The 12823-nt window shown below is 69.7% G+C and carries 15 protein-coding genes; 9 read left to right on the top strand and 6 right to left on the bottom strand.

Annotation, left to right across the window (positions count from 1 at the left end; translation table 11 throughout):
- On the bottom strand, positions 1 to 687 hold the full coding sequence (locus PH203_RS05075; protein WP_289916724.1) for a response regulator transcription factor: 687 nt from the start codon (positions 685 to 687) through the stop codon (positions 1 to 3).
- 265 nt (positions 688 to 952) lie between these two features.
- Here PH203_RS05075 and PH203_RS05070 point away from each other — a divergent pair, with 265 nt between their 5' ends.
- The 8 genes from PH203_RS05070 (at position 953) to PH203_RS05040 (ending at position 7403) form a co-directional block, all read left to right on the top strand.
- Positions 953 to 1729, top strand: coding sequence for an amino acid ABC transporter ATP-binding protein (locus PH203_RS05070; RefSeq protein ID WP_289916722.1), 777 nt, complete (start codon positions 953 to 955; stop codon positions 1727 to 1729).
- Positions 1730 to 1806: 77 nt separating this feature from the next.
- Positions 1807 to 2655, top strand: a complete 849-nt coding sequence (locus PH203_RS05065; protein ID WP_289916720.1) for a glutamate ABC transporter substrate-binding protein — start codon at positions 1807 to 1809, stop codon at positions 2653 to 2655.
- A 99-nt stretch (positions 2656 to 2754) separates the two neighbouring features.
- A complete protein-coding gene (locus tag PH203_RS05060; protein WP_289916718.1) occupies positions 2755 to 3420 on the top strand; it encodes an amino acid ABC transporter permease in 666 nt (221 codons plus the stop codon).
- Entirely contained in the window at positions 3417 to 4331 is a 915-nt protein-coding gene (locus tag PH203_RS05055; protein ID WP_289916715.1) for an amino acid ABC transporter permease, read from the top strand. The genes PH203_RS05060 and PH203_RS05055 overlap by 4 nt, the downstream gene beginning before the upstream one ends.
- A 175-nt stretch (positions 4332 to 4506) precedes the next feature.
- Entirely contained in the window at positions 4507 to 6102 is a 1596-nt protein-coding gene (locus tag PH203_RS05050; RefSeq protein ID WP_289916713.1) for an FAD-dependent monooxygenase, read from the top strand.
- Between the two features lie 106 nt (positions 6103 to 6208).
- Positions 6209 to 6295: a putative leader peptide gene (locus PH203_RS49610; protein WP_313960178.1), complete on the top strand. Its 87-nt coding sequence runs from the start codon at positions 6209 to 6211 to the stop codon at positions 6293 to 6295.
- Positions 6296 to 6375: 80 nt separating this feature from the next.
- Positions 6376 to 6906 (top strand): cysteine dioxygenase, encoded by a 531-nt coding sequence (locus tag PH203_RS05045; protein WP_289916711.1) that lies wholly within the window; start codon positions 6376 to 6378, stop codon positions 6904 to 6906.
- Between the two features lie 113 nt (positions 6907 to 7019).
- The gene (locus PH203_RS05040) at positions 7020 to 7403 is read left to right on the top strand and encodes a rhodanese-like domain-containing protein (protein ID WP_289918231.1); all 384 of its coding nucleotides are present in this window, start codon (positions 7020 to 7022) and stop codon (positions 7401 to 7403) included.
- A 51-nt stretch (positions 7404 to 7454) separates the two neighbouring features.
- Here PH203_RS05040 and recX read toward each other — a convergent pair whose 3' ends face one another.
- The 5 genes from recX to PH203_RS05015 form a co-directional block, all read right to left on the bottom strand.
- Positions 7455 to 8480: a recombination regulator RecX gene (recX, locus tag PH203_RS05035; RefSeq protein ID WP_289916710.1), complete on the bottom strand. Its 1026-nt coding sequence runs from the start codon at positions 8478 to 8480 to the stop codon at positions 7455 to 7457.
- A 3-nt stretch (positions 8481 to 8483) separates the two neighbouring features.
- Positions 8484 to 9605, bottom strand: a complete 1122-nt coding sequence (gene recA / locus PH203_RS05030; protein WP_289916707.1) for a recombinase RecA — start codon at positions 9603 to 9605, stop codon at positions 8484 to 8486.
- A gap of 276 nt (positions 9606 to 9881) precedes the next feature.
- Complete coding sequence (locus PH203_RS05025; protein ID WP_289916705.1) at positions 9882 to 10157, bottom strand: hypothetical protein; 276 nt, start codon at positions 10155 to 10157, stop codon at positions 9882 to 9884.
- A 97-nt stretch (positions 10158 to 10254) separates the two neighbouring features.
- Complete coding sequence (locus tag PH203_RS05020) at positions 10255 to 11496, bottom strand: AI-2E family transporter (protein ID WP_289916703.1); 1242 nt, start codon at positions 11494 to 11496, stop codon at positions 10255 to 10257.
- Positions 11497 to 11556: 60 nt separating this feature from the next.
- Positions 11557 to 11751 carry a DUF3046 domain-containing protein gene (locus PH203_RS05015; protein WP_289916701.1) on the bottom strand — a complete coding sequence of 65 codons (195 nt, stop codon included), beginning with the start codon at positions 11749 to 11751 and terminating at the stop codon, positions 11557 to 11559.
- 80 nt (positions 11752 to 11831) lie between these two features.
- Between PH203_RS05015 and PH203_RS05010 the strand changes: the two genes are divergently transcribed.
- A complete protein-coding gene (locus tag PH203_RS05010; RefSeq protein ID WP_289916699.1) occupies positions 11832 to 12776 on the top strand; it encodes a hypothetical protein in 945 nt (314 codons plus the stop codon).
- Positions 12777 to 12823: the final 47 nt, after the last annotated feature.

Raw genomic sequence — 12823 nt, 5'->3', positions numbered from 1 at the left:
CTACGAGGACGGGGCGACGAGCCGGTAGCCGACTCCGCGTACGGTCTCGATGAGGGCCGGCATGCGGAGCTTGGCGCGCAGCGAGGCGACGTGCACCTCCAGGGTGCGTCCCGTCCCCTCCCAACTGGTGCGCCACACCTCGCTGATGATCTGCTCCCGGCGGAAGACCACTCCGGGACGCTGCGCCAGCAGGGCGAGCAGATCGAACTCCTTGCGGGTCAGCTGGACGACCGAGCCGTCCACGCTGACCTGACGGGTCGGCAGCTCGATCCGGACCGAACCGAGGTGCAGCGCGGTCTCGGCGTCCGCGGCGGCGTCCTCGTGGACGGTACGGCGGCTGACGGCATGGATCCGGGCGAGCAGCTCTCCGGTGTCGTACGGCTTCACCACGTAGTCGTCGGCGCCCAGGTTGAGGCCGTGGATACGGGAGCGGACGTCGGAGCGGGCCGTCACCATGATCACCGGCGTGCTGGTGCGCTTGCGGATCTTGCCGCAGACCTCGTAGCCGTCCTGGTCCGGCAGGCCCAGGTCGAGGAGGACGACTCCGAAGCCGGCGCCTTCCGGGACCAGGGCCTGGAGGGCTTCCTCGCCACTGCGCGCATGGGTGACGTCGAAACCGTGCCGTGCCAGAACCGCGGACAGAGCGGCGGCGACGTGATTGTCGTCCTCTACGAGGAGCAGTCTCATCCGGGCCTCCTTCGGTTCATCGGCCGTACGATCGGTACTAGGCACACCTTGTGCAGTCACGCTGATGGAAGAGGACGGCGTCAAGTGGGTTCCGGTTGCGCGCCGCTTCCGTTACCCGGCCGATATGCGCCCTGCTCACAACTGCTACGACACGTGTCCGATTGCTATCGGATCGTGATGCTCAGATTCCCCTCAAAGCTGATGACGCAGGTCGCGTGGGGTCACTAGTGTCCTCCGAAACCGAGGAGGACGGAGCCCGATAGCGATGACCGAAGTATCGGTGGCCAAGGAAGATCTGGCCGCGACCGGAGACCTGGTCGTCCTGAAGAGCGTCAACAAGCACTTCGGCGCGTTGCATGTTCTCCAGGACATCGATCTGACGATCGCCCGCGGCGAGGTCGTCGTGGTCATCGGACCCTCCGGGTCCGGGAAGTCCACCCTGTGCCGCACCATCAACCGCCTGGAGACGATCGACGACGGCACGATCACCATCGACGGCAAGCCGCTCCCCGCGGAGGGCAAGGCGCTGGCCAAGCTGCGCGCCGACGTCGGGATGGTCTTCCAGTCCTTCAACCTCTTCGCGCACAAGACCGTGCTCGAGAACGTGATGCTCGGCCAGATCAAGGTCCGCAAGGCGGACAAGAAGAAGGCCGAGGAGAAGGCCCGCGCGCTGCTCGACAGGGTCGGTGTGGGCAGTCAGGCCGACAAGTACCCCGCCCAGCTCTCCGGCGGCCAGCAGCAGCGGGTCGCCATCGCCCGCGCCCTGGCCATGGACCCCAAGGTCATGCTCTTCGACGAGCCGACCTCGGCCCTCGACCCCGAGATGATCAACGAGGTCCTGGAGGTCATGCAGCAGCTCGCCCGCGACGGCATGACCATGATCGTCGTCACCCATGAAATGGGGTTCGCCCGTTCGGCCGCGAACCGGGTGGTGTTCATGGCGGACGGCCGCATCGTCGAGGAGGCTGTGCCGGACCAGTTCTTCAGTGCTCCGCGCAGCGATCGCGCCAAGGACTTCCTGTCCAAGATCCTGCACCACTGACGGCGCACCGCACGATCCGCGTCACCCGCCGCCCCTTTCGACGGACCGCATCTCTCATCACACAAAGGATGTTCACCATGAAGCTCCGCAAGGTCACCGCCGCGGCCGCCGCCGCGCTGGTCCTCTCGCTCACCGCGACCGCGTGCGGCGGGGACGACGGCGACAGCGACAGCGCCGACACGGGCTCCGGCGGCGGTGGCAAGATCAAGGTCGGCATCAAGTTCGACCAGCCCGGTCTGGGTCTGAAGGAGCCCGACGGTTCCTTCTCCGGCTTCGACGTGGACGTCGCGACGTACGTGGCCAAGGAGCTCGGCTACGACGCCGACAAGATCGAGTTCGTCGAGACCAAGAGCGCCGACCGTGAGAACGCGCTCGCCCGTGGTGACGTCAAGTTCATCGCCGCCACCTATTCGATCAACGACGAGCGCAAGCAGAAGGTCGACTTCGCCGGCCCGTACCTGCTGGCCCACCAGGACCTGCTGATCAAGGCGGACTCGGACATCTCCGAGGCCACCGACCTCAATGGCAAGAACCTCTGCTCGGTCACCGGCTCCACCTCGGCGCAGAACGTCAAGAACGAGCTCGCCCCGAAGGCCAACCTCAAGCAGGTGAGCGGTTACTCCGAGTGCATCGCCGCCCTGCAGAGCGGTGCCGTGGACGCGGTGACCACGGACGACTCGATCCTCGCCGGCTTCGCCGCGCAGGACCAGTACAAGGGCAAGTTCAAGCTCGCCGGCCTCAAGCTGAGCAACGAGAACTACGGCATCGGTGTGAAGAAGGGCGACACCGCGACCACGGACAAGATCAACGCCGCCCTGGAGAAGATGGTCAAGGACGGCGCCTGGGACACGGCCGTGAAGGACAACTTCGGCCCGGCCAACTACAAGAACGAGCCCGCGCCGAAGATCGGCGACATCGTCTCGTAACGCAAGGGATTCCACCGGCGCGCCGCCGCCCGCAGCGATCAGGGCGGCGGCGCGCCGTGCCCCTCCACGTACCCCAGACACCCGGAAGCGCGGGAGATCGTGTTCGACTTTCTTGATGGTTACGACGTCCTAGGGGCGTTCTGGATGACGGTGAAGCTCACCGCCCTCTCCGCCCTCGGCTCCCTGATCTGGGGCACTCTGCTGGCCGCGATGCGGGTCAGCCCGGTCCCGCTGATGCGCGGGTTCGGCACCGTGTACGTGAACATCGTCCGGAACATCCCGCTGACGGTGATCATCGTCTTCTGCTCGCTCGGTCTCGCCGACATCTTCGGTGTGACGCTGGGCTCCAAGGACTTCGACGTCCAGGGCTTCCGGCTGGCCGTCCTCGGCTTCGTCGCCTACACCGCGGCCTTCGTCTGCGAGGCCATCCGCTCCGGCATCAACACCGTGCCGACCGGACAGGCGGAAGCGGCGCGTGCCATCGGGCTGAGCTTCAGCCAGGTGCTGCGGCTCATCGTGCTGCCGCAGGCCTTCCGCGCGGTCATCGGCCCCCTCGCCAACGTACTGATCGCCCTCACCAAGAACACGACCGTGGCGGCCGCGATCGGTGTGGCCGAGGCCGCCGCCCTGATGAAGACCATGATCGAGAACGAGGCCCAGACGCTCGCCATCGGCGCCGTCTTCGCCCTCGGATTCGTGGTCCTGACCCTGCCGACCGGCCTCTTCCTCGGGTGGCTGAGCAAGCGACTGGCGGTGAAGCGATGAGCTCCGTTCTGTACGACACTCCGGGCCCCCGCGCCAAGCGGCGCAACATCCTGATCTCGGTGGTCTTCTTCCTCCTGCTGGCCCTCCTCATGTGGTGGGTCTGGTCGATGATGGACGACAAGAACCAGCTCGAGTGGGCCCTGTGGGAGCCGTTCACCACCGAGCAGGCCTGGACGACATATCTGTTGCCAGGACTCGGGGACACGCTCAAGGGCGCGGCCCTCGCCATGGTGATCGCCCTTCCGCTGGGCGCGGTCTTCGGCATCGCCCGGCTCTCCGACCACCTCTGGGTGCGTTCCGTGGCCGGCACGGTGGTGGAGTTCTTCCGGGCCATCCCGGTGCTGCTGCTGATGCTGTTCGCCAACGAGTTCTACGTCCGCTCCACGGACATCAGCAGCGAGCAGCGCCCGCTGTACGCCGTCGTCACCGGCCTGGTGCTCTACAACGCGTCGGTCCTCGCCGAGGTCGTCCGGGCCGGCATCCTGGCCCTGCCCCGGGGGCAGACGGAGGCGGCGAAGGCGGTCGGTCTGCGCAAGGGCCAGACGATGACCAGCATCCTGCTGCCGCAGGCGGTCACCGCGATGCTCCCGGCGATCGTCAGCCAGCTGGTCGTCATCGTGAAGGACACCGCGCTCGGCGGCGTGATGCTCGGCTTCACCGAGCTGCTCAACGCGCGCCAGACGCTGGCCGCCAACTACGCCAACGTCATCCCCAGCTTCATCGTCGTCGCGATCATCTTCATCATCGTGAACTTCATCCTCACCAGCTTCGCGAGCTGGCTGGAGAAGAGGCTGCGGCGCAGCAAGAAGAGCACGGGTGCGGTGCTCGGCGAGGACACGGAGATCAATCCCGCAGCGATCCCCGGGACCCTCGGGACCGGTGAGAACACCAGCGGTGGCGGCGGACTCTGATGATCCGTCAAGAAGCTTGAACCACACGGAGGCAGTGGCATGATCGCCACTGCCTCCGTCACTTGACGCAAGCACCGGCAATGGGTTGCATACGTTCTGTGATCGTGCACCCTGCTCCAACCTCCTGTTCACATACGTCCCTCGGGACGCCCTCGCGGGCAGGGGGAGCCACGCCGTGGACCCGGTGATCATCGTCGGAGCTGGGCCCGTGGGGCTCACGCTCGCCCTCGCCCTGGCCCGCCAGGACGTGCCGTCCGTGGTCCTCGACGAAGGTCCCGGCAAGGACGAGCCCCGCCCCGCGCGTACCGTCGTCCTGCGCGAGGACACCGCCGCCCTCATCGAACGCCTGACCGGTGTCGCCCTGTCCGAGGCGGGCGCCCACTGGGCCGGATGGCGGTCGTTGCGCCGCAAGCAGGTGATGCGCGAGGTCACCTTCGACGCCTCCGAGCCCTCGCCCCTGCACATCGCCCAGCACGTACTGACCGGCGCCCTGCGCGATGCCTGCGCCGACGAGCGGCTCGTCAAGGTCAGCGCCGACAGCCGCCTCGACGCCGTCGAGCAGGAGCCCGCCGGCGTCACCGCCCACACCCGCGGCCCCAAGGGCACGTGGTGGCGCGGCAGTTACCTGGTCGGCTGCGACGGCCCCCGCTCCACGGTCCGCAAACTCCTCGACATCCGTTTCCCCGGCCGTACGGCGGTGGAGCGCCACGCCGTCGCCGCGCTGCGCACGGAACTCCCGTGGCAGGACGAGGCGTTGCTGCACCGCATGCCGCCGTGGCGGACCTCGGGACCCTCAGCCGGCGAGGTCACCGGCCGTCCCCTCCCGGACGGTGTGTGGCGCCTCGACTGGCTCCTGCCGCCGGGCAAGGACCTCGTCACACCCGAACTCCTCGTGACCCGCATCCGCGAGACCCTCGCCGGCTGGACGGACGGCCCGACACCGCCGTACGAGCTCCTCGACACCGGCGTGCACACGGTCCACCACCGTCTGGCGCGCCGCTGGCGGGTCGGGCGGGTGTTCCTCGCCGGGGACGCGGCGCACCTGCTCGGCGCGCTCGGGACGCAAGGGCTGGACGAGGGGCTGCGGGACGCCGACAACCTCGCCTGGAAGCTGGCGCCGGCCTGGCACCACGGGCCGCACGAGGCGCTGCTCGACAGTTATCAGGCGGAACGGCGCGCGGTCGTCGCCGCCCGGTTGCGCGCCGCCGACCAGGCGCTGCCGCTGGTGCGCGGCGGTGGCGGTCTGCGGTCCGTCGTCCCCGGCTCGGCGCGCGGCCACGACACGCTCCTCACCGACGGCCACCTGGGGCGCGGCACACTCGGCGCGCCGGGGGCGTACACCTCCTCGCCGCTCGCGCCCCGCCATCTGGAGGCGGAGGTCCCGGTGGACACGGCCCCGGGTGCGCCGATCACCGATGTACGGGTCACCGCCGAGGACGGCTCCTTCGTACGGCTGCGGGACCGGCTCGGCCGCGGGGCGCTGCTCGTCGTGCTGATCGCGCCGGGGACCGGGGTGTGGGAGCGCAAGCACTGGGTGGGCGCCGGGCTCATGCCCCGGCTGGCGGGGGCGGTGACCGCGCTGCCGCACCCGGCCGAGCTGCTGGTCGCGGAGAGCTACCCGGGGGCGGCCGCGCACAGCGTGCTGCTGATCCGGCCCGACGGCCACCTGGTGACCGCGCTGAACGGCGTACGCCCGGCCGACCTGTACGCGGCCGCGGAGGCGACCCTGGGCGGGCCGGCGAAGTCGGAGGCGACGACCGGCTCTCGCTGACCTGGTCCCTGCCGTATCCGCCGTCACTGTGAGGTGTGTACATCTGTGCGTTCCACATAGTGACGGCGAGTTGACCGGTCCTTACCGTCATGGTCTACTCCGCACCATGACCGACACCTGTGTGCGCCTGTGGCGGAGGGTCCATATGGACCTCGTCCGCTATGCGGGCTGCGTGTGTCGCCCGTCCTGCTGATTCGCATCTCCCTTTCTCCCGCGCGTGCCGTGCCCGTCGTACCGGCTGCCGCGCGCTCTCCGCGAACGCTCTTCAGGACGGTGCCTGTGTCTCCCTCTCCCTCTGTGTCCGCCGTTTCCGCGCCCACGCAGGCGGAACTCCTCGATTTCGTACGGCGGACCGCCGCCGACGCCGAGCTGATCTCCTCGCTCCCGCTCGACCCGGAGGGCCGCACCTGGGTGCGACTGGAGGGCCCCGGCGGCAGCGAGGCGTGGCTGATCGGCTGGCCGCCGGGTACGGGCACCGGCTGGCACGACCACGCCGAGTCCGTCGGCGCCTTCGTGACGGCCGCCGGCGAACTCAAGGAGAACTCACTCACCGCTCGGCTCCCTGCGGACGGCTGGAAGACCCTCGAACTCTCCGAGGGCATCGACCGGGAGCGACGGCTCCCCGCCGGCAAGGGCCGCTCCTTCGGACAGCACCATGTCCACGAGGTCCTCAACGAGTCCACCGCCGAGCACGCGATCTCCGTCCACGCCTACTACCCGCCGCTGCCGCAGATCCGCCGCTACAGCCGCACCGGGCAGGTGCTGCGTCTGGAGCATGTGGAACGGCCTGAGGACTGGCAGTGACGGTGCGTGGGGTGGGGGTGCGGGCCCGGGCGCGAACGCGGGTCCTCGATACCAGCTCGGGTTCGGGCCCAGGGGATTCGGGCTCGGGTTCGGGGGGCCCGGGCTCGGACCAACTGCCCGTCGGCATCGACGAGTTGCTGGAGCGGGTACGCGAGGGCTACGACCGGATCGAGGCACAGGAGGCGTACGAGGCCGCCCGGCTCGGTGAGGCGCTGCTCGTGGACATCCGTTACGCCGCCCTGCGCGAACGGGACGGTCTGGTCCCCGGCGCCCTCGTCGTCGAGCGCAACGAGCTGGAGTGGCGCCTCGACCCGCACGGCAGCCATCGCGCCCCCGAGGCCACGAGTCATGACCTGCGTGTCGTGGTGATCTGCAACGAGGGGTACGCCTCCAGCCTGGCGGCCGACTCCCTCCACCGGCTGGGGCTGCACCGGGCGACGGACCTGGTGGGCGGGTTCCAGGCGTGGCGGGCGGCGGGGCTGCCGGTGGGTTCGTAGGTGTGGGTGCGGCCTCCGTTAGCCGCCCAACCCCCGTGAGCTGAGCCCGATTCAGAACCCCTCGTCCTCAAGGAACTCCGCGTCCTCGCCCTCCGCCTCGAGTGCCTGCCGGACCACCCTCAGCGCCATGCCCTCGGGGTAACCCTTGCGGGCGAGCATGCCCGCGAGCCGGCGCAGACGCTTGTCGCGGTCGAGGCCACGAGTGGAACGCAGCTTGCGGTCGACCAGCTCACGCGCGGTCGCCTCCTCCTGCTCGGAGTCGAGCTGCGAGACGGCTGCGTCGATCAGCGTCGAGTCGACGCCCTTGGTCCGCAGCTCCTGGGCGAGGGCCCGCCGGGCCAGCCCTCTCCCGTGATGCCGGGACTCCACCCAGGCGTCCGCGAACGCGCTGTCGTTGATCAGCCCGACCTCCTCGAACCGCGACAGCACCTCCTCAGCCGCCTCGTCCGGAATCCCCTTCTTGCTCAGGGCGTCCGCGAGTTGCTTCCGCGTGCGCGGGGTCCCGGTGAGCAGGCGCAGACAGATGCCCCGCGCCCGCTCGACCGGGTCCCCTGAAGGCTCCCCCTGCTCGGCCCTCGACGAGGAAGAGGCGCCTCCGTCCATATCGGGAGGCCCGTCGCCGCGTCGCTGCCGACGCCCACGGGAACCGCCCGCACCACTGCCGCGGCCTCCACGCGCGCGACCACCGCCACGCCGTGAACGGCCACCGGACACGGCAGAACCGTCCGCCGCCCCGTCGTCCGACCACTCCCCGCCACCCGGCTCACCGCCGTACGGCCGCTCACCGCCGAACGGCGGCTCGTGTCCGTACGAGGAGTCACGGCCGTACGGAGGGTCGGCGCCATGGGTCCCGCCGTCACCGCGGGCCCCGCCATCGCCGTACGAGCCCCCGGCGCCGTACGAGCCCCCCGAGCCGTACGACGCCGCACGGCCGTGCCCCCAGTCCGCACCGTCCCCGTACGTACCGTCCCCGTGCGCATCGCCGCCCGGCCCGGCAGATCCCCCGTCGCCCGCCCTGCCCCGCTCGCGCAGGGCGTCCTGGTAGGCGTACTCGGCCCAGTCGGTTCGTCGAGTCACGGGTCAGCTCTTGGCAGCCGCGGCCTTGGGCTTGGCGGCCTTGGCCGCCGGGGCGGGCACCGTCTTCGCGGCGTCGTCCGCGGTGACCGCGGCGGCGTCGGCACCCGGCTCCGCCGTCGGCTCCTCGGGACGCACGCCCACGCCCAGCTTCTCCTTGATCTTCTTCTCGATCTCGTTGGCCAGGTCGGGGTTGTCCTTCAGGAAGTTGCGCGCGTTCTCCTTGCCCTGGCCGAGCTGGTCGCCCTCGTACGTGTACCAGGCGCCGGCCTTGCGCACGAAGCCGTGCTCCACGCCCATGTCGATCAGACCGCCCTCGCGGCTGATGCCCTGGCCGTAGAGGATGTCGAACTCGGCTTGCTTGAAGGGCGGCGCGACCTTGTTCTTGACGACCTTGACGCGGGTGCGGTTGCCGACCGCGTCCGTGCCGTCCTTGAGGGTCTCGATGCGGCGGATGTCGAGGCGCACCGAGGCGTAGAACTTCAGCGCCCGGCCACCGGTCGTGGTCTCCGGGGAGCCGAACATCACGCCGATCTTCTCGCGGAGCTGGTTGATGAAGATCGCGGTGGTCTTGGACTGGTTGAGCGCGCTGGTGATCTTCCGCAGCGCCTGGCTCATCAGTCGGGCCTGCAGACCGACGTGGCTGTCGCCCATCTCGCCCTCGATCTCCGCGCGCGGGACGAGCGCCGCGACGGAGTCGATGACGATGAGGTCGAGGGCACCGGAGCGGACCAGCATGTCCACGATCTCCAGGGCCTGCTCGCCGTTGTCCGGCTGGGACAGGATCAGGTTGTCGATGTCGACGCCGAGCTTCTTCGCGTACTCGGGGTCGAGGGCGTGCTCGGCGTCCACGAAGGCGACCTGGCCGCCGGCCTTCTGGGCGTTCGCCACCGCGTGCAGGGTCAGGGTCGTCTTACCGGAGGACTCCGGTCCGTACACCTCCACCACGCGGCCGCGCGGGAGGCCGCCGACGCCGAGGGCCACGTCGAGCGCGGTCGACCCGGTCGGGATGACCTCGATGGGCTCCTTGGACCGGTCGCCCATGCGCATGACCGCGCCCTTGCCGAATTGCCGTTCAATCTGTGCGAGCGCGGCATCCAGGGCCTTCTCGCGGTCGGTTCCTGCCATGGGTTCCACCCGATTTGCTTGAGTCGATCGCTTCACGTCAAAGACGCTAACGCCTGCCACTGACAATGCGCCCCGACGCCCGTCCGGCCTGTGGATAACTCGGGGACTTCTCCACCGAAACCGTGCGGAAACCCCCGCCGAAAGCTTCGCCGGAGCTTCCATAAGAATGGATGTTCGATTTTCGTGTCAAGCGCACCACGCGGCACTCGCGCGCCCGTGTCCCGGGCCCGGTGAAGGCCGGCCCGGCCGTGGGCCCGGCAGCGCCCGGCGGCCGTGCTACGCGTGCCGCATGACCTCGTAGAGGGTCGCGGAGGCGGGCGAGGGATGCGGAACGTCGTACCAGCCGATCTCCTCCGCGCGCCGCTCGATCGCCGCTCGCGCCGCCTGGGCGGCGGCCTCGTCCTCGAAGAAGGCGAGGGACAGGCCGTTGCCGGTGGCGGGGTCGACGAGGTGGTAGGTGCCGTGCACGCCGGGAACCCCGGCGGCCGCCTCCAGCACCCAGTCACGGTCGTCGGTCGGCATCGGTTCCCATACGGCTACTCGCGCGATCATCGCTGCCCCCTGCTCGTCGGTGTGACCGGAGTACCGCAGCCAGAGTCCCGGGCATCGCCCTCCGGCGACAACGGACACGCCGGGAAGAGGCATCGGCTCAGGAGGAGTCGCCCGGCGAGTCCCGCTCGGTCCGCTTCGCCCACAACGCACGCACGCGCGTGAGCAGGCCGGAGTCCGACATCCGGTGACCGTGCACCCGGGGATCGTCCGTGACGTCGTACCGCTTCACGTACGCCCCCAGGAACGCCTGCAGCGTGGCGACCGCCGGGATGGCGATCAGCGCGCCCACCGCGCCGAGGAGGGCGGTGCCGGCGATGACCGAGCCGAAGGCGACGGCGGGGTGCACGTCGACGGTCTTCGAGGTCAGCTTGGGTTGCAGCACGTAGTTCTCGAACTGCTGGTAGATCACGACGAAGACCAGTACCCACAGCGCGTACCAGGGGTCGACCGTGAACGCGATCAGCATGGGCAGGGCACCCGCGAGATAGGTGCCGATCGTCGGGATGAACTGCGAGACCAGGCCCACCCAGACGGCGAGCACGGGCGCGTTGGGCACGTCCAGGGCCTGCAGCAGGATGTAGTGCGCGATGCCGGAGATCAGTGCCATCAGACCGCGCGAGTACAGATAGCCGCCGGTCTTGTTGACGGCGATCTCCCAGGCGCGCAGCACCTCGGCCTGCTTCGCCGGCGGCAGTACGGAGCACAGCGCGCGCCGCAACCGGGGCCCGTCCGCCGCGAAGTAGAACGAGAACAGCGTGATCGTCAGCAGCTGGAAGAGCCCGCCGAGGACCTGGGCGGACACGTCCAGGACACCGGTGGCGCTGTTCTGCACGTAGTTGCGCAGCCAGTCGGAGCGCAGCAGCCCCTCCTGGACGTCCACGCGCTTCAGATCGGTGTGGAAGTGCGTGTTGACCCAGTTGATGACGGAGTCGAGGTAGGCGGGGAACTCCTCGACGAGATTGATGATCTGGTTCGCCAGCATGGTGCCGAGCAGCGTGACGAAGCCCGCGGAGACGATCAGTACGGCGAAGAAGACGATGAACGTGCCGAACCCGCGGCGCACCCCGCGCGAGGCCATCCAGCTCACCGCCGGTTCGATGGCCAGGGCCAGGAAGAACGCGATGAGGATGTTGATCAGCAGCCCGGTGAGCTGGTGAAAGGCCCAGGTGCCCAACTGGAAGGTGGCGTAGAGAGCGAGCGTGAGCACCACGGCCCGCGGCAGCCAGCGCGGCATGCGGGTGCTCGTCCCGGCACCGTCGGCCGGGGGCCGCGTGGGTGGTGTCGTGCCGAAGGGGGACGCGTGCTGGGAAACGTCGTCGGTCTCGTCAGTGGGTGCCACGGTGCAAGTTTCGCCCACGCGGCTGACAATCCGCTGCCCCCTGGGGATCTTCGTGACCGGTCAGCGCTGTTCTTGTGGCACGTTCATGACGATGCACACCACTCGCCACACGTCCTTCGCCTCCCAGCCGGAATCCAGCGCCTCGTGCACCGTGCGCCCGCCGAGCTCCGCCATGACGTGGTCGCGCGCGAAGGTGTCGGCGTAGCCCGGACCGAAGTGATCCACCATCCGCTGCCAGAAGACCGTCAACCGCATGACACCAGTATCCCGCCCCTGAGAGTGGGCCTCGTCCGGTCCCGCTTGTCGAGAACGCTTTCCGTCCTACGGTCTGACGCATGGCTGAAACAGGAGCTTCCCCACTCCCCCCGACGCCCCCGGCGCACTCCCCGCTCTTCCGCGCCGAGCACTTCGTCTGGCTCACCGCGCGCGTGCTGGAACAGCGCCTCTTCGCACATCACTTCCTCAACGGCAACGCCGACCCGGTGGAGACCGCGCTGGACGCGTACCGCAACGAGGACGGCGGATACGGCCACGCACTGGAGCCCGACCTGCGCGGCCCCGTCAGCCAGCCCCTGCACGTCGGCCACGCCCTGCGCGTCCTGGACGCCATCGGCCGCTGCGGCGGCCAGCGCGTGGAACGCGTATGCCGCTATCTGACCTCCGTCTCCACTCCGGACGGCGCTCTTCCGGCGATCCGTCCCAGCCAACGCGGCTACCCGGCAGCCCCGTCCCTCCCGGTCAAGGACGACCCGCCCAGCGACCTCCTCGCCACCGGCCCGGTGGTGGGCCTGCTGCACCGCAACGAGGTGTGGCACGCCTGGCTGTTCCGCGCCACGGACTTCTGCTGGCAGGCCGTCGAATCCCTGCACCGGACCCACCCGTACGAGATCCAGGCCGCCGTGGCCTTCCTGGACTCCGCTCCCGACCGCCCGCGCGCGGAGGCCGTCGCCGACCGCCTCGGCCGTCTGGTCCGCGAACACCGCCTGGCCGCACTGGATCCGGAGCGCCTGGACACCCACCCCCTGCCGCCCGGTTACGCCCCGGACGAGCACCACTTCCCCCACGACTACGCGAAGACGCCACACTCCCTCGCGCGCGCGTGGTTCACGGACGAGGAGATGGACCGCTCCCTGGACTTCCTCAAGAGCGAACAGCAGGAGGACGGCGGCTGGCCGGTCCACCGGCGCCAGTGGGCCCCGGGCACCACCCTGGAAGCACGCCCCATGGCGACGATCACGGCCCTCCGCACCCTGAGGGCGTACGGCCACTCCATCGGCTGACCCCGGCAGGCGTACCGGCAGCACAACGGCGCGTCCGGCCCCCGCCC

The sequence above is a fragment of the Streptomyces sp. S.PB5 genome (assembly GCF_030403745.1).
Taxonomy (GTDB): Bacteria; Actinomycetota; Actinomycetes; order Streptomycetales; family Streptomycetaceae; genus Streptomyces.
Note: the sequence above shows the minus strand (reverse complement) of the source record. Positions and strands in the feature narration are given on the sequence as shown.

What these genes read in the sequence shown, in the direction of transcription:
- PH203_RS05055 (WP_289916715.1), top strand. Translation starts at nt 3,417, where the DNA reads ATGAGCTCCGTTCTGTACGACACTCCGGGCCCCCGCGCCAAGCGGCGC.
- PH203_RS05065 (WP_289916720.1), top strand. Translation starts at nt 1,807, where the DNA reads ATGAAGCTCCGCAAGGTCACCGCCGCGGCCGCCGCCGCGCTGGTCCTC.
- PH203_RS05015 (WP_289916701.1), bottom strand. Translation starts at nt 11,751, where the DNA reads ATGCGGTTGACGGTCTTCTGGCAGCGGATGGTGGATCACTTCGGTCCG.
- PH203_RS49610 (WP_313960178.1), top strand. Translation starts at nt 6,209, where the DNA reads ATGACCGACACCTGTGTGCGCCTGTGGCGGAGGGTCCATATGGACCTC.
- PH203_RS05070 (WP_289916722.1), top strand. Translation starts at nt 953, where the DNA reads ATGACCGAAGTATCGGTGGCCAAGGAAGATCTGGCCGCGACCGGAGAC.
- recA (WP_289916707.1), bottom strand. Translation starts at nt 9,605, where the DNA reads ATGGCAGGAACCGACCGCGAGAAGGCCCTGGATGCCGCGCTCGCACAG.
- PH203_RS05025 (WP_289916705.1), bottom strand. Translation starts at nt 10,157, where the DNA reads ATGATCGCGCGAGTAGCCGTATGGGAACCGATGCCGACCGACGACCGT.
- PH203_RS05010 (WP_289916699.1), top strand. Translation starts at nt 11,832, where the DNA reads ATGGCTGAAACAGGAGCTTCCCCACTCCCCCCGACGCCCCCGGCGCAC.
- PH203_RS05075 (WP_289916724.1), bottom strand. Translation starts at nt 687, where the DNA reads ATGAGACTGCTCCTCGTAGAGGACGACAATCACGTCGCCGCCGCTCTG.